Annotated in this window: 18 protein-coding genes; 16 read left to right on the top strand and 2 right to left on the bottom strand. The window is 59.1% G+C overall.

Annotation, left to right across the window (positions count from 1 at the left end):
• Nucleotides 1–64 precede the first annotated feature (64 nt).
• From tilS to ispD, 6 genes are all read left to right on the top strand, one after another.
• Nucleotides 65–1,384 carry a tRNA lysidine(34) synthetase TilS gene (tilS, locus tag K0H48_RS29400; protein ID WP_219337732.1) on the top strand — a complete coding sequence of 440 codons (1,320 nt, stop codon included), beginning with the start codon at nt 65–67 and terminating at the stop codon, nt 1,382–1,384.
• A 273-nt stretch (nt 1,385–1,657) separates the two neighbouring features.
• On the top strand, nt 1,658–3,289 hold the full coding sequence (locus K0H48_RS29395; protein WP_056857526.1) for a CTP synthase: 1,632 nt from the start codon (nt 1,658–1,660) through the stop codon (nt 3,287–3,289).
• Between the two features lie 5 nt (nt 3,290–3,294).
• Nucleotides 3,295–4,140, top strand: coding sequence for a 3-deoxy-8-phosphooctulonate synthase (gene kdsA / locus K0H48_RS29390; protein ID WP_219337731.1), 846 nt, complete (start codon nt 3,295–3,297; stop codon nt 4,138–4,140).
• 157 nt (nt 4,141–4,297) lie between these two features.
• Nucleotides 4,298–5,587 (top strand): phosphopyruvate hydratase, encoded by a 1,290-nt coding sequence (gene eno / locus K0H48_RS29385; RefSeq protein ID WP_065928985.1) that lies wholly within the window; start codon nt 4,298–4,300, stop codon nt 5,585–5,587.
• Nucleotides 5,588–5,771: 184 nt separating this feature from the next.
• On the top strand, nt 5,772–6,050 hold the full coding sequence (ftsB, locus tag K0H48_RS29380; RefSeq protein WP_058412406.1) for a cell division protein FtsB: 279 nt from the start codon (nt 5,772–5,774) through the stop codon (nt 6,048–6,050).
• Complete coding sequence (gene ispD, locus K0H48_RS29375; protein WP_219337730.1) at nt 6,047–6,754, top strand: 2-C-methyl-D-erythritol 4-phosphate cytidylyltransferase; 708 nt, start codon at nt 6,047–6,049, stop codon at nt 6,752–6,754. Before ftsB ends, ispD begins: the two co-directional genes overlap by 4 nt.
• A gap of 113 nt (nt 6,755–6,867) precedes the next feature.
• Here ispD and K0H48_RS29370 read toward each other — a convergent pair whose 3' ends face one another.
• Complete coding sequence (locus K0H48_RS29370; protein ID WP_219337729.1) at nt 6,868–7,764, bottom strand: LysR substrate-binding domain-containing protein; 897 nt, start codon at nt 7,762–7,764, stop codon at nt 6,868–6,870.
• A gap of 109 nt (nt 7,765–7,873) precedes the next feature.
• On the opposite strand from K0H48_RS29370, the gene K0H48_RS29365 reads away from it, so the two are divergent.
• The 8 genes from K0H48_RS29365 to rpoS all read left to right on the top strand — a co-directional run bounded on the left by K0H48_RS29365 (nt 7,874) and on the right by rpoS (nt 15,006).
• Nucleotides 7,874–8,986, top strand: a complete 1,113-nt coding sequence (locus K0H48_RS29365; RefSeq protein WP_105520572.1) for an S-(hydroxymethyl)glutathione dehydrogenase/class III alcohol dehydrogenase — start codon at nt 7,874–7,876, stop codon at nt 8,984–8,986.
• A gap of 8 nt (nt 8,987–8,994) precedes the next feature.
• Nucleotides 8,995–9,840 carry an S-formylglutathione hydrolase gene (gene fghA, locus K0H48_RS29360; protein WP_017137161.1) on the top strand — a complete coding sequence of 282 codons (846 nt, stop codon included), beginning with the start codon at nt 8,995–8,997 and terminating at the stop codon, nt 9,838–9,840.
• 54 nt (nt 9,841–9,894) lie between these two features.
• Entirely contained in the window at nt 9,895–10,368 is a 474-nt protein-coding gene (ispF, locus tag K0H48_RS29355) for a 2-C-methyl-D-erythritol 2,4-cyclodiphosphate synthase (RefSeq protein ID WP_012722614.1), read from the top strand.
• Entirely contained in the window at nt 10,365–11,423 is a 1,059-nt protein-coding gene (gene truD / locus K0H48_RS29350; protein ID WP_138816443.1) for a tRNA pseudouridine(13) synthase TruD, read from the top strand. Before ispF ends, truD begins: the two co-directional genes overlap by 4 nt.
• Nucleotides 11,411–12,160, top strand: a complete 750-nt coding sequence (gene surE / locus K0H48_RS29345; RefSeq protein ID WP_138816442.1) for a 5'/3'-nucleotidase SurE — start codon at nt 11,411–11,413, stop codon at nt 12,158–12,160. Before truD ends, surE begins: the two co-directional genes overlap by 13 nt.
• A 41-nt stretch (nt 12,161–12,201) precedes the next feature.
• On the top strand, nt 12,202–12,837 hold the full coding sequence (locus tag K0H48_RS29340; protein ID WP_169850588.1) for a protein-L-isoaspartate(D-aspartate) O-methyltransferase: 636 nt from the start codon (nt 12,202–12,204) through the stop codon (nt 12,835–12,837).
• Between the two features lie 209 nt (nt 12,838–13,046).
• Nucleotides 13,047–13,889: a peptidoglycan DD-metalloendopeptidase family protein gene (locus tag K0H48_RS29335; RefSeq protein ID WP_138816441.1), complete on the top strand. Its 843-nt coding sequence runs from the start codon at nt 13,047–13,049 to the stop codon at nt 13,887–13,889.
• Between the two features lie 106 nt (nt 13,890–13,995).
• Nucleotides 13,996–15,006, top strand: a complete 1,011-nt coding sequence (rpoS, locus tag K0H48_RS29330; protein ID WP_056857520.1) for an RNA polymerase sigma factor RpoS — start codon at nt 13,996–13,998, stop codon at nt 15,004–15,006.
• A 268-nt stretch (nt 15,007–15,274) separates the two neighbouring features.
• Here rpoS and K0H48_RS29325 read toward each other — a convergent pair whose 3' ends face one another.
• Complete coding sequence (locus K0H48_RS29325) at nt 15,275–15,484, bottom strand: cold-shock protein (RefSeq protein ID WP_002554837.1); 210 nt, start codon at nt 15,482–15,484, stop codon at nt 15,275–15,277.
• A gap of 389 nt (nt 15,485–15,873) precedes the next feature.
• Between K0H48_RS29325 and dcd the strand changes: the two genes are divergently transcribed.
• Both dcd and K0H48_RS29315 read left to right on the top strand, forming a co-directional pair.
• Complete coding sequence (dcd, locus tag K0H48_RS29320) at nt 15,874–16,440, top strand: dCTP deaminase (protein ID WP_138816440.1); 567 nt, start codon at nt 15,874–15,876, stop codon at nt 16,438–16,440.
• Nucleotides 16,441–16,547: 107 nt separating this feature from the next.
• Nucleotides 16,548–16,748: a hypothetical protein gene (locus tag K0H48_RS29315; RefSeq protein ID WP_017137167.1), complete on the top strand. Its 201-nt coding sequence runs from the start codon at nt 16,548–16,550 to the stop codon at nt 16,746–16,748.
• Nucleotides 16,749–17,181 lie beyond the last annotated feature (433 nt).

The raw sequence follows: 17,181 nt of genomic DNA, 5'->3' as shown, positions 1-17,181 counted from the left end.
CCGCTCCCACATTTGCTTTGTGTATGCTTGGCTGCCGTATTCCAGTTCTGCGCCGGTATTTGTGATGAGCCCTAGCTTACCCGCCAAACTCCTGCAAAACCTTGCCCCTTGGCGCAACGCCCCCGCCTGGCATATCGCCTTTTCTGGCGGCCTTGATTCCACCGTCCTACTGCACCTCCTGGCCTCTCTGGCAAACACCGAAACCCTGCCGCGCCTCAGTGCAATCCATGTCCATCATGGCCTTCAAACCGCCGCCGATGCCTGGCCCAGTCATTGCCAAACCGTCTGTGACGAGCTGAACGTGCCTTTACGGGTGGTGCATGTGCACGTTCAGTCGGGTGCCAGCCTTGAGCGTGCAGCCCGTGATGCGCGCTACCGGGCGTTTATCGAGGTGACCGGGGCAGGGCAGGTGATGCTCACCGGCCAGCATCGTGACGACCAAGCCGAAACCCTGCTGTTTCGCCTGTTGCGGGGAGCGGGTGTGCGAGGCTTGGCGGCCATGCCTGTGCATCGACCATTGGCGGGAGGGCACTTGGTGCGGCCGCTGCTGGATGTACCGCGTGTTGAGTTGGAGGCCTATGCCCGCGCACATCACTTGCAATGGATCGAAGACCCTTCAAACGCCGATTCCCGGTTTTCGCGCAATTACCTGCGCAATCGTGTCTTTCCGCTGCTGACCGAGCGCTGGCCCCAAGCTGTCGCCAGCCTGGCCCGCACTGCCGAGCACTTGAGCGAAGCCCAGGGTTTGCTCGACGAATTGGCCGTCATTGACCTGCGCGCCGCCGACCAGCCTTCGCCGTTTCCCTGGCTGGCCTTGCCGTCATTGGCCCTCGCTCCCTTGCGCGGGCTTTCCGACGCCCGCCAGCGCAACGCCGTGCGCCACTGGCTGACGCCGCTGACGCGGTTGCCCGACAGCGACCACTGGGCTGGTTGGTATGCCTTGCGGGATGCCAAGGGTGATGCGCAACCGCTGTGGCGCCTGGCCGATGGTCAGTTGCACCGTAGCGGTGAGCGCGTGTGGTGGCTGCCTTCCACCTACTCAGAGTTTTCCGACACGCCGGTGAGCTGGTCCAATCCGCAAAACCCACTAGAGTTACCCGGTAATGGTCAGCTTGAGTTTATCGGAGAGGCGCCCGCAGGCCCGTTGGTGATTCGTTATCGCCAAGGCGGCGAAATCATCGATGTGCCAGGTCGAGGCCGGCGCGACCTGAAGCGCCTGCTGAATGAAAGTGGCTTGCCAGGCTTCATGCGTGGCAGATTGCCGCTGCTGTATCAGGGCGAGCAATTGCTGGCTGTCCCAGCCCTTGCGGGGCTATGGACCCGCTCGACTGGCAAGTGGCAATTACATTGGATGCCACAGACGTGCGATCAAGGTTTGAGCTGATAGAGGCTTTCCGGTAGACTACGCTCCCTTCTTGATACAACTTCTGTGGATTCAGCTGAATCGCAGCAGTTGCCGATTACCAAGCAGTCTTTGCTGGGCGATTCCAAAAAATGTGTAGCGATCAACGTACCGGTGTTTCATTGCTGGTCTGTCACCACGCGGCGGTTTTTTTGAAAGGTGCACTGTGATTAATGCAGGTGATCGGGGGCTTCGGCCTTCCTTCGCTTTCCCCGGCGGCTCGGACCGCTTTAACGCAGACTTCTAGGGTTTTTCATGACGCGCTACATATTCGTCACGGGCGGTGTTGTTTCTTCATTGGGGAAAGGCATTGCCTCCGCTTCATTGGCGGCCATCCTGGAGGCGCGGGGACTTAAGGTCACCATGCTCAAGCTGGACCCGTACATCAACGTTGACCCGGGCACCATGAGCCCGTTCCAGCACGGTGAAGTGTTCGTCACCCACGACGGCGCCGAAACCGACCTGGACCTGGGCCACTACGAGCGGTTCATCCGCACGACCATGACCCAGAACAACAACTTCACCACCGGCCGTGTCTACGAGCACGTGCTGCGCAAAGAGCGCCGTGGTGACTACCTGGGTGCAACCATCCAGGTGATCCCGCACATCACCGACGAAATCAAGCGCCGCATCATCAAGGGTGCAGGCGATGCCGATGTGGCAATGGTCGAGATTGGTGGCACCGTGGGTGACATCGAATCCCAACCGTTCCTCGAAGCCATCCGTCAGCTGCGTTTCGAAATCGGCGCCAAGCGCGCGATGCTGATGCACCTTACCCTGGTGCCGTACATCGCCACTGCCGGTGAGACCAAAACCAAGCCGACTCAGCATTCCGTCAAGGAACTGCGTTCCATCGGCCTGCAGCCGGACGTATTGATCTGCCGCTCCGATCACCCGATCGACATCTCCTCGCGTCGCAAGATCGCGCAATTCACCAACGTTGAAGAACGTGCGGTGATTGGCCTGGAAGACGCCGACACCATCTACAAGATCCCGGGCATCCTGCATGCGCAAGGCCTGGATGATTTTGTGGTCGAGCGCTTCGGCCTGCAGTGCGGCAGCGCCGACCTCTCCGAATGGGAAGCGGTAGTCGACGCCAAGCTCAACCCCGAGCACGAAGTCACCATCGCCATGGTCGGCAAGTACATGGAACTGCTGGACGCGTACAAGTCGCTGATTGAAGCGATGAGCCACGCCGGTATCAGCAACCGTACCAAGGTCAACCTGCGCTACATCGACTCCGAAGACATCGAGAACCAAGGCACCGCGCTGCTCGAAGGTGTTGACGCGATCCTCGTACCCGGCGGTTTCGGCCTGCGTGGCGTGGAAGGCAAGATCACTGCCGTTCAATACGCCCGTGAAAATAAAGTGCCGTACCTGGGTATCTGCCTGGGCATGCAAGTGGCCGTTATCGAGTTCGCTCGTAACGTGCTGGGCTGGAAAGACGCCAACTCCACCGAGTTCGATCACACCAGCGGCCACCCGGTCGTAGGCTTGATCACCGAGTGGGAAGACGCCACCGGCGCCGTTGAAACCCGTACCGAAACCTCCGACCTGGGCGGCACCATGCGCCTTGGCGCACAGGACTGCCTGCTGGAGCCGGGTTCGCTGGTTCACGACTGCTACGGCAAGGACGTGATCGTCGAGCGTCACCGTCACCGCTACGAAGTGAACAACAACCTGCTGCCGCAGATCAAAGAAGCTGGCCTTAAAATCTCCGGTCGCTCTGGTGATGGCAAGCTGGTTGAAGTGGTCGAGGCGCCGGATCATCCTTGGTTCGTGGCCTGCCAGTTCCACCCTGAGTTCACCTCGACGCCGCGCGACGGTCACCCGTTGTTCAGCGGTTTCGTTAAAGCAGCACTGACGCAACATCAGAAGAAGGCGTAAACCTGATGGCCCAGAAGATCATTCGCGTAGGCGACATCGAGATTGCCAACGACAAGCCCATGGTGCTGTTCGGCGGCATGAACGTGCTGGAAAGCCGCGACATGGCGATGCAGGTCTGTGAAGAGTACGTAAAAGTGACCGAGAAACTCGGTATCCCTTACGTGTTCAAGGCCAGCTTCGACAAGGCCAACCGCTCGTCCGTGACCTCCTATCGTGGCCCAGGCCTTGAAGAAGGCATGCGGATCTTCCAGGACATCAAGCAAGCCTTCGACGTGCCGATCATCACCGACGTCCACGAGCCTGAACAGGCTGCCGTGGTCGCCGAGGTGTGCGACATCATCCAGTTGCCGGCCTTTCTGTCGCGCCAGACCGATCTGGTCGTGGCGATGGCCAAGACCGGCGCTGTGATCAATATCAAGAAAGCCCAGTTCCTCGCACCCCAGGAAATGAAACACATCCTGAGCAAGTGCGTGGAAGCGGGTAACGACCAGTTGATCCTCTGCGAGCGTGGTTCGAGCTTCGGCTACAACAATCTCGTGGTGGACATGCTCGGTTTCGGCATCATGAAACAGTTCGAATACCCGGTGTTCTTCGACGTGACCCACGCGCTGCAAATGCCCGGTGGTCGCGCAGATTCCGCTGGCGGGCGACGTGCCCAGGTGCTGGACCTGGCCAAGGCGGGCATCAGCCAGTCCCTGGCGGGCCTGTTCCTGGAAGCCCACCCGGACCCGGACAACGCCAAGTGCGACGGCCCATGCGCCCTGCGCCTGGACAAGCTGGAGCCGTTCCTGGCCCAGTTGAAGCAGTTGGACGAACTGGTCAAGAGTTTTCCGACGGTAGAGACCGCGTAAGCGTCGTTTCTCCGGTAGACTTTCCCTCGTTTTACGCTCAGGCCTGCGGGCCTGAGCCTTGTCGCCTGCAAGCCTGCCCTGTTGTTCCACCCTTGCGGTCGGTCAAAAGATTTCCTACAGCTGCGTCGTTTTCGTCAACTTTGGAGTGTTTACAACAATGGCAAAAATCGTCGACATCAAAGGTCGTGAAGTTCTCGACTCCCGTGGCAACCCCACCGTCGAAGCCGACGTGCTTCTCGATAACGGCATCATCGGCAGCGCCTGCGCGCCGTCCGGTGCGTCTACCGGTTCGCGCGAAGCGCTGGAACTGCGTGATGGCGACAAGAGCCGTTACCTGGGCAAAGGTGTACTCAAAGCTGTAGCCAACATCAACGGCCCGATCCGTGACCTGTTGCTGGGCAAAGACCCGCTGGACCAGAAAGCCCTGGACCACGCGATGATCAAGCTCGACGGCACCGAGAACAAAGGCAGCCTGGGCGCCAACGCCATCCTCGCTGTGTCCCTGGCCGCTGCCAAGGCGGCTGCGCAGGACCAGGACCTGCCACTGTACGCGCACATCGCCAACCTGAACGGCACCCCGGGTGTTTACTCGATGCCGGTTCCGATGATGAACATCATCAACGGTGGCGAGCACGCCGATAACAACGTCGATATCCAGGAATTCATGGTGCAGCCGGTGGGCGCCAAGACCTTCTCCGAAGGCCTGCGCATGGGCACCGAGATTTTCCATCACCTCAAGGCTGTGCTGAAGGCCCGTGGCCTGAGCACTGCGGTGGGTGACGAAGGTGGTTTTGCACCGAACCTGGCGTCCAACGAAGATGCACTCAAAGTCATCTCCGAAGCCGTGGCCAACGCTGGCTACAAGCTGGGCACCGACGTGACCCTGGCCCTGGACTGCGCTGCCAGCGAGTTCTACGAGGACGGTAAATACAACCTGTCCGGCGAAGGCCACGTGTTCACATCGGAAGGTTTTGCTGACTACCTCAAAGGCTTGACCGAGCGCTACCCGATCATCTCGATCGAAGACGGCCTGGACGAGTCCGACTGGGACGGCTGGAAAGTCCTCACCGACAAGATCGGCGAAAAAATCCAACTGGTAGGCGACGACTTGTTCGTCACCAACACCAAGATCCTGAAAGAAGGCATCGACAAAAAGATCGCCAACTCGATCCTGATCAAGTTCAACCAGATCGGCACCCTGACCGAAACCCTGGAAGCCATCCAGATGGCCAAGGCTGCGGGCTACACTGCCGTGATCTCGCACCGCTCCGGCGAAACCGAAGACTCGACCATTGCCGACCTGGCTGTGGGCACCTCGGCGGGCCAGATCAAGACCGGTTCGCTGTGCCGTTCCGACCGCGTTTCCAAGTACAACCAATTGCTGCGTATCGAAGAGCAACTGGCGGGTAAAGCCAAGTACAACGGTCGCAGCGAGTTTCGCGGTTGATCGCTACTTGATGTAAGGCATGGTAAAAAGTCGACAGGTAGCGTCGGAAAAATCACGACAGTGTGTATTTCGGCGCTAATCTGATGGCTATCAAGTACAAGCCTGGTTATTCCAGGCTTCGTGCTATCAGTTGCTGTAAAAAGTTTTGCATGGCTGTCTTTTTTTACTGGATACCCGGATTTCGATGCGCAGTCCCAATTGGTTGTTCCTCGTCTTGCTCTTGTTGCTGGCTGGCCTGCAGTACCGTCTATGGGTCGGTAATGGCAGCTTTGCGCAGGTGAAAGAGCTGACCCAGCAAATTGCCGACCAGCACGCCGAAAACGAAATCCTGCTGGAGCGCAACCGCGTTCTCGATGCCGAAGTGCTTGAGCTGAAAAAAGGCACCGAGACCGTTGAAGAGCGGGCTCGCCATGAGTTGGGCATGGTCAAGGAGGGCGAAACCCTCTACCAGTTGGCCCAATGAGTCAGTCTGTACCGGCCTTCTGGGCCGTGATTCCTGCTGCGGGCGTTGGTGCCCGTATGGCTGCGGACCGTCCCAAGCAGTACCTGCAACTCGGCGGGCGCACTATTCTGGAACACAGCCTTGGTTGTTTTCTTGACCATCCAGGCCTCAAGGGGCTGGTGGTCAGTCTTGCTGTCGATGATCCCTACTGGCCAAACCTGTCGTGTGCCAACGACCCACGCATCGTGCGTGCGGACGGTGGCGAGGAGCGCTCGGGTTCGGTGCTCAATGCGCTGCTGCAACTCAATGCCCTGGGCGCCAGTGATGATGACTGGGTGCTGGTGCACGATGCGGCGCGGCCTAATCTGAGCCGGGATGACCTCGACAAGCTCTTGGCCGAACTGGCTGATGACCCTGTCGGCGGCCTGCTGGCAGTGCCGGCTCGCGACACCCTCAAGCGTGCCGACAAGCATGGCCGCGTGGTGGAAACCGTTGATCGCAGCCTGATCTGGCAGGCTTACACGCCGCAGATGTTCCGCCTGGGCGCCTTGCACCGTGCCTTGGCTGACAGCCTGGTAGCTGATGCGGTGATCACCGACGAAGCTTCGGCCATGGAATGGTCTGGCCAGGCGCCGCGACTGGTCGAGGGGCGTGCGGACAACATCAAGGTGACCCGGCCAGAAGATCTGGAGTGGCTTCGGCTGCGGTGGGTTAACCGCAGGTAGTCAGTTAAACCGTGTCGACCCCTTCGCGAGCAAGCCCGCTCTCACATTTGGAATGCATTTCAAAATGTGGGAGCGGGCTTGCTCGCGAAGGGGCCAGTACAGGCACTGAATAACTACCCGCCATACTCCGGCCGCTCAGCCAGACCAGTCTTCAAGTAATCCACCAGCTTGCGAACCTTCGGCGACAAATGCCGCTGCTGCGGATACAACGCCCACACCGCTGTATTCGGCGGCTGATGCGCCTCCAGCAACGACACCAGCGCGCCACTGTGCAAATGCTCCAGCACGTAATAATCCGGCAGTTGGCACAACCCAACCCCTTGCAGCGCCGCATCCAGTACCGCCTGCCCACTGTTGCAGCGCCAGTTTCCCTGCACCCGCTGGGAAAATTCCCGCCCATCCTGAGCCAGTTGCCAGATATCCGAGCTGCCGATCAGGCAGTTATGCCGACTCAGTTCCGACAAACTATGTGGCCGACCATAACGTGCCAAGTAGGACGGCGACGCGCACAGGTACATACGCCGAGGTGCCAGGCGGCTAGCGACCATGCGTGAGTCTTGCAAGCGCCCCAGGCGAATGGCCAGGTCCAGGCCCTCATGCACCAGGTCCAACTGGCGGTTACTCAATTCGATATCCACGCGCAACTGTGGGTACAGCCCCATGAACCGCGTGACCAGCGGCACGATAAAGCGCTCGCCGTACGCCACCGCGCAGGTCATGCGCAACATGCCCTTGGGCTCGCTGGTGAGGTCGCTCACCGCGCGCAAGGCTTCTTCACGACCATCTTGTAAACGCTGGCAATGTTGCAGAAAGGTCTGACCGGCTTCGGTGAGGGTCACTTTGCGCGTACTGCGATACAGCAAGCGCGTTTGCAGCCGTTCTTCCAGGCGCGCCACCTGCCGGCTGATATGCGATGAAGACACGCCCAAGCGTTCGGCCGCTGCGGTGAATTGGCTGCATTCGGCCACAGCGACGAACTCATCGATGCCTTCCCAGCGGTTTTCCAGCATGTTGATTATCCCTGAGTAGCAATAATGTTTTGCTTTTTCCCGGATTATTCATCAATAAGCCATGTATTACACTCTCCGCCTCAGTTTTTAATTCCCAGGAGAAACCCGGATGATCAAGTCCCGCGCCGCCGTAGCCTTCGAAGCGAAAAAGCCCCTTGAGATCGTTGAAGTGGATGTCGCCATGCCCAAGGCTGGCGAGGTGCTGTTGCGTGTGGTTGCGTCCGGTGTGTGCCATACCGACGCCTACACCTTGTCGGGCGCCGACCCGGAAGGCATCTTCCCGTCGATCCTGGGCCATGAAGGTGGTGCAGTGGTCGAGGCGATCGGCGAGGGCGTGACCTCGGTGGCCGTCGGCGACCATGTCATCCCGCTGTACACCCCGGAATGCGGCAAGTGCAAATTCTGCCTGTCGGGCAAGACCAACCTGTGCCAGGCCATCCGATCCACCCAGGGCAAAGGCCTGATGCCCGACGGCACTACGCGTTTCTCCTACAAAGGCCAGCCGATTTTCCACTACATGGGCACCTCGACCTTCTCGGAGTACACCGTGTTGCCGGAAATCTCCGTGGCCAAGATTCCTAAAGAAGCGCCGCTGGAGAAAGTCTGCCTGCTGGGCTGCGGTGTCACCACCGGCATCGGTGCAGTGATCAACACCGCCAAGGTCAAGCCGGGCGACACCGTGGCCATCTTCGGCCTGGGCGGTATCGGCCTGTCGGCCATCATTGGCGCAGTCAAGGCCAAAGCCGGCCGCATCATTGCCATCGACATCAACCCGGCCAAGTTTGAAATTGCCAAGCAGTTGGGCGCTACCGACTGCATCAACCCGAAAGACTATGACCGCCCGATCCAGGACGTGATCGTTGACCTCACTGACGGCGGCGTGGACTTCTCCTTCGAGTGCATCGGCAATGTGCAACTGATGCGCGCCGCCCTTGAGTGCTGCCACAAAGGCTGGGGCGAGTCGGTGATCATCGGTGTGGCCGGTGCCGGCCAGGAGATCGCTACGCGTCCATTCCAGCTGGTCACCGGTCGCGTCTGGCGCGGTTCGGCGTTCGGCGGTGTGCGCGGCCGTACCGAATTGCCAAGCTACGTGGAAATGGCCCAGACCGGCGAAATCCCGCTGGACACCTTCATCACCCACACCATGGGCCTGGAAGACATCAACAAAGCGTTTGACCTGATGCATGAAGGCAAGAGCATTCGTACCGTCATCCACTTTTGAGGTCGGCCATGAATCTGGAAAACCTGTCGTGCCAGAAGAGCTTCGGCGGCTGGCATAAACGCTACAAGCACCATTCTGATGTGCTCGGTTGCGACATGACGTTCGCCGTCTACCTGCCGCCTCAGGCGGAGCAGGGCGGCAAGCTGCCAGTGCTGTACTGGCTGTCGGGGCTGACCTGCACCGATGAGAACTTCATGCAAAAAGCCGGCGCCCAGCGCATGGCCGCCGAGCTTGGGTTGATCATCGTCGCACCCGACACCAGCCCGCGTGGGCCGGGTGTGCCGGGCGACCCGGACAACGCCTGGGATTTTGGCCTGGGCGCTGGCTTCTACCTGAATGCCACGCAGGAACCCTGGGCCAAGCACTATCGGATGCACGACTATGTCGTGCAGGAATTACCTGCGTTGGTTGAAGCGCATTTTCCGGCTTCGGACAAGCGCGGCATCAGTGGCCACTCCATGGGCGGTCACGGTGCCCTGGTGTGTGCCTTGCGCAACCCAGGGCGTTACCAATCGGTGTCGGCGTTTTCGCCGATCAACAACCCGATGGATTGCCCGTGGGGCCAGAAAGCCTTCTCCCGTTACCTGGGCGAAGAACGCTCCAAATGGCGCGAGTGGGATGCCTGCGTGCTCATCAGCGAAGCCTCGGAAAAACTGCCGTTGCTGGTGGACCAGGGTGATCGCGACGATTTCCTTGCCGTGCAGCTTAAGCCTGAGGCGTTGCAGCAAGCGGCCAAGGCCGCCAACCACCCGTTGGAACTGCGCCTGCAGCCGGGCTATGACCACAGCTACTTCTTTATCGCCAGCTTCATCGAAGACCATTTGCGACATCATGGTCGCGCTTTGCTCGGTTAATGTGAGGCAAAAGTAGGTAGAATCACGCCCTGAATTAAATCGGGGCGTTTTTTTATGCGTATTGGCCACGGCTATGATGTGCACCGTTTCGCTGAAGGCGATTTCATCACCTTGGGCGGCGTGCGCATTGCACACCACCATGGGTTGCTGGCTCATTCCGACGGCGACGTTGTGCTGCATGCCTTGAGCGATGCCTTGCTCGGCGCCGCCGCGTTGGGCGATATCGGCAAGCATTTTCCGGACACTGACCCGACCTTCAAGGGCGCGGACAGCCGTGTCTTGCTGCGCCACGTGGTCGGCCTGATCCACGCCAAGGGCTGGAAGGTCGGCAACGTCGACAACACCATCGTGGCCCAGGCGCCGAAAATGGCGCCCCACATCGAATCGATGCGCGCGCTGATTGCCGCCGACCTGCAAATTGAATTGGATCAAGTCAACGTGAAAGCCACCACCACCGAAAAGCTCGGGTTTACCGGCCGGGAAGAGGGCATTGCGGTGCACTCCGTCGCCTTGTTGCTGCGCGCATGAATGATCTGCAATTGCTGGGCCCGCGTGCCTATGGCGAAGCCTTGGGCAGCGCGGTTCTGAAAGCGACGGCTGAAGATTTCCAGGTCGACGAAGTGCTGGACATCCCGCTCAGCGGCGACGGTGAGCACCTGTGGCTGTGGGTCGAAAAGCGCGGCCTGAATACCGAAGAGGCTGCACGCCGTATCGCCAAGGCTGCCGGCGTGCCGTTGCGCACCGTCAGCTACGCCGGGCTCAAGGACCGTCAGGCGTTGACCCGTCAGTGGTTCAGCGTGCAACTGCCAGGCAAGGCTGACCCGGACATGAGCGGTGCCGAAAACGACACCCTCAAGATCCTCAAAATGGGCCGCCACAAGCGCAAACTGCAACGCGGCGCGCATTCGGCCAATGGCTTTACCCTGCGCCTGACGCAATTGGCGGGTGATACCGCCGCCATCGACGCGCGCTTGCAATTGATCGCCCAGCACGGCATCCCGAACTACTTCGGTACCCAGCGTTTCGGGCATAACGGCGGCAACGTCGTGGATGCCCGCGATTGGGCGGCGCGCAAGGCGTTGCCGGAGCAGCGCAATGTGCGTTCGCGGCTGCTGTCGACCGCGCGCAGCTTTTTGTTTAACAAAGTGTTGGCGGCGCGGGTCGCGGATGGATCCTGGCAACGTGCCCAGGTCGGTGACCTGCTGGCGTTTACCGACAGTCGCAGTTTTTTCCCCGCAGGTGAGGCTGAATGCAGCGACCCGCGCCTGGCGATTCTGGACCTGCACCCCACCGGCCCGCAGTGGGGCGAGGGCGATTCACCGGCCGGCGGCGCGACCCACACGCTTGAGCAAAGCATTGCCGCCAGCGAGCCGGAGCTGCGTGATTGGCTGGTGAGAGCCGGCATGAGCCAGGAACGTCGCATTCTGCGACTGCCCATTGGCGGATTGACGTGGCATTATCCCGGTCCTGACATTCTGCAATTGGAATTCGTCCTGCCGGCCGGATGCTTCGCCACTGTCTTGGTGCGCGAGCTTGTTGATCTGGTGCCGGTGGGGCCGACGGACAACCCATGCGTATTCTGATATCAAACGATGACGGTGCCACCGCACCCGGTCTTGCCGCGCTTTATGCTGCGCTGCAGGATTACGCCGAGTGCGTGGTGGTTGCCCCGGACCAGGACAAGAGCGGCGCCAGCAGTTCGCTGACGCTCGACCGTCCGCTGCACCCGCAGGTTCTGGCCAATGGCTTTATCAGCGTGAACGGTACCCCCACCGACTGCGTGCACCTGGCAATCAACAGCTTGTTGGACCAGGAGCCGGATCTGGTAGTGTCGGGCATCAACCTGGGCGCCAACCTGGGCGATGACGTGCTGTATTCCGGCACGGTGGCCGCGGCCCTTGAAGGGCGCTTCCTGGGGCGCACCTCGTTCGCTTTTTCGTTTGCCTCACGGCAACTGGATAACCTAGCGACGGCGGCGTATTTCGCCCGCAAGCTGGTGGAGGCCCATGGCTCGCTGGACTTGCCTGCGCGTACGGTGCTCAACGTCAATATTCCCAATTTGCCCCTCGACCATATCCGCGGCATCCAGCTGACCCGCCTGGGCCATCGCTCTCGTGCAGCAGCGCCGTTGAAGGTGGTCGACCCGCGTGGCAAGGAAGGTTACTGGATTGCTGCCGCCGGCGATGCCGAAGACGGCGGCCCCGGCACCGACTTTCATGCGGTGATGCAAGGTTATGTTTCGATTACCCCGTTGCAGCTCGATCGCACCTTCAGTGATGCCTTCAGTAGTCTGGATGGCTGGCTTGAGGGGCTGCGTTAATGGCGCGTGAACAAGACGACCTGTTGCGTCGTGGTATCGGGATGACCTCCCAGCGTACCCGCGAGCGTTTGATCCAGCGTCTGTACGAAGAAGGCCTGTCCAACGCCCAAGTGCTGGAAGTCATCCGGCGCACGCCTCGGCATCTGTTCGTAGATGAGGCGCTGGCGCATCGCGCCTACGAAGACACTGCGTTGCCGATCGGCCATAACCAGACCATCTCGCAGCCTTATATGGTTGCGCGCATGAGTGAGCTGCTGCTGGCGGCGGGGCCGTTGGACAAGGTGCTGGAGATCGGTACCGGTTCGGGGTACCAGACCGCCGTACTCTCGCAGCTGGTGGAGCGGGTGTTCTCGGTGGAGCGCATCAAGGTCCTGCAGGACCGCGCCAAGGAGCGCCTGGTGGAGCTCAACCTGCGCAACGTAGTGTTCCGCTGGGGCGATGGTTGGGAAGGCTGGCCGGCGCTGGCGCCGTATAACGGCATCATCGTCACGGCGGTCGCCACCGATGTGCCCCAGGCGTTACTCGATCAGCTCGCCCCTGGCGGGCGCCTGGTCATCCCGGTGGGTTCTGGTGAAGTGCAACAATTGATGCTCATTATCCGTGAGGACGAAGGTTTTTCCCGGCATGTATTGGGTGCCGTGCGCTTCGTTCCGCTGCTCAATGGCCCGCTGGCCTGATCATTTCTTCGCAAACAGTGAATTCTGTTGAGGGGGATAGGTCTTACGGCGGGGCTTGTTGAGTCAACATGATTGGAAGCCGGATTTAAACACGATGAATTTTTCGTTTCAGTCGTGTGCCGGTAAAAAGCCAATGCCCAGTTATACTTGCGACATATTTCAAGCCTGATACAGGCATTCATGTTCGGCCAGCACAAAGGGAGCGGCGGGTGAGTCTCACAGGTCTTGCGCAGCGTATGAGTAAAACAAGTTTTCAGCGACTGGTGCTTGGCCTTGTCTTGAGTTCCTTATTGGTGGGTTGCTCAAGCTCTCCGTCCAGTGGCGCTCGGGTTGTCGACCGAAACGGTGCCAGCAGCGTGCCGCAAAAACCAACGGTCACCACCGGGCAATATGTGGTGCGAAAGGGGGACACGATGTTCTCGATCGCCTTCCGTTACGGCTGGGATTACAAGGCGCTCGCAGCTCGTAACAATATTCCTGTGCCCTATACGATACATCCGGGGCAAACCATCCGTTTCGATGGGCGTACCGGTTCAGCGCCTACGGCAGTTGTGACAAAGTCCGGATCTTCGGCCTCGTCTTCAAGCAAAACCACGATCATTACACGGCCCGCAGGCACCGCCGCGCCTACGGTTGCGAGCAAACCGGCAGCCACGCCGTTGCCACCTGCCGGGCCGGCGCCGACCGGTTGGGGATGGCCTTCAAACGGGGTGTTGATTGGAAAATTCTCTTCAAACGGTAGTTTGAATAAAGGCATTGATATCGCCGGAGATTTGGGACAGCCTGTTTTAGCTGCGTCTGATGGGACAGTGGTTTACGCCGGGAGTGGTTTACGGGGCTACGGCGAGCTGGTCATCATCAAGCACAGCGATACCTACGTCAGTGCCTACGGTCATAACCGCAGGCTGTTGGTTCGGGAGGGGCAGCAGGTCAAAGTCGGACAGACAATTGCCGAAATGGGGTCAACTGGTACAGACCGGGTGAAACTGCACTTTGAGATTCGCCGCCAAGGGAAGCCTGTAGATCCGCTGCAATTCCTACCCCGTCGTTGATGTGTTGCACAGCCTGTTCCCTCACGTAGAAGGAACAGGCTCCAGCGTTGCCAAGGATAAAGGCGTCGCTTGAGCTTGAGGTCGAACTCACCAAAGGACTATAACAATGGCTCTCAGTAAAGAAGCGCCGGAGTTTGACATCGACGATGAGGTTCTCCTTGAAATGGAGATACTCACCGAAAAGGAATCGATGTCGAATGATGAAGGGTCTCCAACTCCTTCAGTTCGCACCAAATCCAAGAACTCCACCGCGTTGAAGCAACACAAGTACATTGACTACACGCGGGCGCTCGACGCCACGCAGTTGTATCTCAATGAAATCGGCTTTTCCCCTTTGCTGACTCCCGAAGAAGAAGTCCATTTTGCGCGCTTGTCGCAAAAGGGCGATCCAGCTGGGCGCAAGCGCATGATTGAAAGCAACCTGCGGCTGGTGGTGAAAATTGCCCGACGCTACGTCAATCGTGGCCTGTCGCTGTTGGACTTGATCGAGGAGGGCAACCTGGGCTTGATCCGGGCAGTGGAGAAGTTCGACCCTGAGCGGGGCTTCCGTTTCTCTACCTATGCTACCTGGTGGATTCGCCAGACCATCGAACGGGCGATCATGAATCAGACCCGCACGATCCGGTTGCCGATCCATGTGGTCAAGGAGCTCAACGTCTATCTGCGGGCGGCGCGTGAGCTGACACAAAAACTCGATCATGAACCCTCGCCTGAAGAAATCGCCAACCTGCTGGAAAAGCCAGTGGGAGAGGTTAAGCGCATGCTCGGCTTGAATGAGCGCGTATCTTCGGTCGATGTCTCGCTGGGTCCGGACTCGGATAAAACCCTGCTGGACACCCTGACGGATGATCGCCCGACAGATCCTTGTGAGCTGTTGCAGGACGATGATCTTTCCCAAAGCATTGACCAATGGCTGTCGGAGCTCACGGACAAGCAGCGTGAGGTGGTGATTCGCCGCTTCGGCCTGCGCGGCCATGAGAGCAGCACCCTGGAGGATGTGGGCCTGGAGATCGGCCTGACCCGTGAGCGGGTGCGGCAGATCCAGGTAGAGGGCCTCAAACGCTTGCGTGAGATCCTCGAGAAGAATGGCTTGTCGAGTGAGTCGTTGTTTCAATAAACGACGCTGAACAAATGTGGGAGCGGACTTTATGTGGAAGCTGGCAAGCCAGTTCCTACATAAAGCCTGCTCCCACATTTTTTTGTGCTTGGCCCGGACTGCCTGATCGTTCCCACGCTCTGCGTGGGAATGCAGCCCGGCACGCTCCGCGTCCCCCAGCGTGACGCAGAGCGTCACAAGAGGCGTTCCCACGCAGAGCGTGGGAACGATCAGGCATAAAAAAACCCCGCTTTTAAGGGCGGGGTTTTTTCGACTAAGTCAGTACAAGTTAGATAACTTGAACTTCTTCAGCTTGCATGCCTTTCTGACCGCGGGTAGCGATGAAAGAAACCTGTTGGCCTTCTTTCAGGCTTTTGAAGCCGTCGGATTGGATAGCTTTGAAGTGAACGAACAGGTCGTCACCGGATTGTGGAGTGATGAAGCCGAAGCCTTTTTCATCGTTGAACCACTTAACGGTACCAGTTTGGCGATTAGACATGGTGTATCTCCTTGGACAAAGTTAACTGCGACTCAGGAAAAGCCCTGGCCGAGACTGAGTGCAAAGAGCAGGAAAAATTCTTGGAGATGGTTGGATCGAAATTCAACATATCGTGTAGAGATTCTCAGTGACACAAGCAGCACAGTGGCGCCACCTTAACCCTTTTTCCGGGACGTGCCAATGGTATTTCCGAAGGTTTCTCTATTTTCGTGACTGGCGGTGGTATTTACAGTCGCCGGGCACTGCAACGACGGTCCCGGCCCCGCTGGCTGCCGCTTATGGCAGGCAGCACATTCATCAACAAATCCCCCGCGCCCTTTGAACCCCAGAGCCGGCCCCGGTAAGATGCCCAACAGAATTTTTCCACCTCGCTATTCAGGACACCCGCCATGAGCATCAAATCGGACAAGTGGATTCGCCGCATGGCGCAAGAACACGGCATGATCGAACCCTTCGTTGAGCGCCAGATCCGTGGCGAAGGCGCGGCGCCCGTGATTTCCTACGGTGTTTCCAGTTACGGCTACGACGTGCGCTGCGCCGATGAATTCAAGGTGTTCACCAACATCAACTCGGCGATCGTCGATCCGAAAAACTTCGACGAAAAGAGCTTCGTCGACATTAAAAGCGACGTGTGCATCATTCCGCCAAACTCCTTTGCGCTGGCGCGCACTGTGGAATTCTTCCGTATTCCCCGTGACGTGCTGACCATCTGCCTGGGTAAAAGCACCTACGCGCGCTGCGGTATCATCGTTAACGTGACGCCACTTGAGCCGGAGTGGGAAGGCCACGTGACCCTGGAGTTCTCCAACACCACCACCTTGCCGGCCAAGATCTACGCCAACGAAGGCGTGGCGCAGATGCTGTTCCTGCAGTCCGATGAAGCTTGTGAAGTGTCCTATAAAGATCGCGCCGGCAAGTATCAGGGCCAGCGCGGCGTCACTCTCCCACGCGCTTGATCGAAACGTCTTACACGTAAAGGGAATTAGTCTGCGTGAAGTGACTCTATTGGGTGTACTGCCTCGGCGCGTGCAAAACGCGCCGAGCTACGCTTGAGGAGTACTTTATGAAGATCGACCCGCGAATCAGCGCCGAACTCGCCCGGCTTGAACCCAACCAGATTGGTGTTCTGGCCTGGTCCCTGATGGCCGACCCAGCGTATGCGGGCGGCATCCCCGGTCAACCTGACGAAGATTGGCCACAGCAGCCCACCGAGCCCGGTGAGCCAGTGCTTCCCGATGAGCCGCCTCCCGCACCTGTCGCCTGATTAAAAGCGCTCAAAAGCCCAGCGCAGCAGCGTGGTAGTCGACCCTAGGAGTGATTCCCTATGAGGGCTGGCTTGTCGACTCGTCGCAACGCTGCGATGGTATCTACTCGGTGTGCCTGATGTACCGACGTGCCTGCATCCCAGCGGTGCGACGAGTCGATAAGCCAGCTCCCACAGAAAAGCAGCTCTTCAGAGCATGCAAATTCGCAGTCGACCTCATATTCAGAACTGCATGCGGTCAACTGTGGGAGCGGGCTTGCTCGCGAATGCGGTGGGTCAGTGACAGATGAATCAACTGACCCACCGCATTCGCGAGCAAGCCCGCTCCCACATTTAGACTGCGTTGCATCAGGTAGATTGGCTTTTGCTTCGCACTTGACCTGGCTCTTGCTTCAACCACTCAGGCCGGCTTTCAGGCCGCCGTGCTGTAGAC

This window comes from Pseudomonas sp. Xaverov 259 (assembly GCF_019352915.1).
Classification (GTDB): Bacteria; Pseudomonadota; Gammaproteobacteria; order Pseudomonadales; family Pseudomonadaceae; genus Aquipseudomonas.
This window is presented reverse-complemented; position numbering and strand designations above follow the sequence as displayed.

Coding starts and splice junctions, on each gene's coding strand:
- tilS (WP_219337732.1), top strand. CDS start 65: ATGAGCCCTAGCTTACCCGCCAAACTCCTGCAAAACCTTGCCCCTTGG.
- K0H48_RS29395 (WP_056857526.1), top strand. CDS start 1,658: ATGACGCGCTACATATTCGTCACGGGCGGTGTTGTTTCTTCATTGGGG.
- kdsA (WP_219337731.1), top strand. CDS start 3,295: ATGGCCCAGAAGATCATTCGCGTAGGCGACATCGAGATTGCCAACGAC.
- eno (WP_065928985.1), top strand. CDS start 4,298: ATGGCAAAAATCGTCGACATCAAAGGTCGTGAAGTTCTCGACTCCCGT.
- ftsB (WP_058412406.1), top strand. CDS start 5,772: ATGCGCAGTCCCAATTGGTTGTTCCTCGTCTTGCTCTTGTTGCTGGCT.
- ispD (WP_219337730.1), top strand. CDS start 6,047: ATGAGTCAGTCTGTACCGGCCTTCTGGGCCGTGATTCCTGCTGCGGGC.
- K0H48_RS29370 (WP_219337729.1), bottom strand. CDS start 7,764: ATGCTGGAAAACCGCTGGGAAGGCATCGATGAGTTCGTCGCTGTGGCC.
- K0H48_RS29365 (WP_105520572.1), top strand. CDS start 7,874: ATGATCAAGTCCCGCGCCGCCGTAGCCTTCGAAGCGAAAAAGCCCCTT.
- fghA (WP_017137161.1), top strand. CDS start 8,995: ATGAATCTGGAAAACCTGTCGTGCCAGAAGAGCTTCGGCGGCTGGCAT.
- ispF (WP_012722614.1), top strand. CDS start 9,895: ATGCGTATTGGCCACGGCTATGATGTGCACCGTTTCGCTGAAGGCGAT.
- truD (WP_138816443.1), top strand. CDS start 10,365: ATGAATGATCTGCAATTGCTGGGCCCGCGTGCCTATGGCGAAGCCTTG.
- surE (WP_138816442.1), top strand. CDS start 11,411: ATGCGTATTCTGATATCAAACGATGACGGTGCCACCGCACCCGGTCTT.
- K0H48_RS29340 (WP_169850588.1), top strand. CDS start 12,202: ATGACCTCCCAGCGTACCCGCGAGCGTTTGATCCAGCGTCTGTACGAA.
- rpoS (WP_056857520.1), top strand. CDS start 13,996: ATGGCTCTCAGTAAAGAAGCGCCGGAGTTTGACATCGACGATGAGGTT.
- K0H48_RS29325 (WP_002554837.1), bottom strand. CDS start 15,484: ATGTCTAATCGCCAAACTGGTACCGTTAAGTGGTTCAACGATGAAAAA.
- dcd (WP_138816440.1), top strand. CDS start 15,874: ATGAGCATCAAATCGGACAAGTGGATTCGCCGCATGGCGCAAGAACAC.
- K0H48_RS29315 (WP_017137167.1), top strand. CDS start 16,548: ATGAAGATCGACCCGCGAATCAGCGCCGAACTCGCCCGGCTTGAACCC.